Genomic DNA, 268 nt, shown 5'->3' on the forward strand with positions numbered 1-268 from the left:
TGTGATTGGCGTTACTTTTGGTTCATATTTACTACTATCTGGATTCCCAACTTTTACAGGTACATTGACATGATCTTTTGTGCCATCTGGATATGTCACCGTTGCTGGTACTGTGTATTCTCCTGGTGTCTTACCGTTCGGTAATGTACTTGGATCATCTACACTTACTTTTGGTGCTGGTTTATCACTTGGATAGTTTGGCACGGTCACTGCTTTTGTTACGTCATCCGTTGTTGTCGGTGTACCAAAATCTTTTGTGATTGGTGTC

At 41.4% G+C, this 268-nt stretch carries 1 protein-coding gene; it reads right to left on the reverse strand.

Features of this window, described 5'->3' with window-relative positions; translation table 11 throughout:
• The coding region (locus HMPREF2597_RS08210) for a Rib/alpha-like domain-containing protein (protein WP_141760432.1) at window positions 1-268 on the reverse strand (268 nt) is incomplete at both ends.

The organism is Staphylococcus sp. HMSC063A07, assembly GCF_001836955.1.
GTDB classification, from domain to species: domain Bacteria; phylum Bacillota; class Bacilli; order Staphylococcales; family Staphylococcaceae; genus Staphylococcus; species Staphylococcus lugdunensis.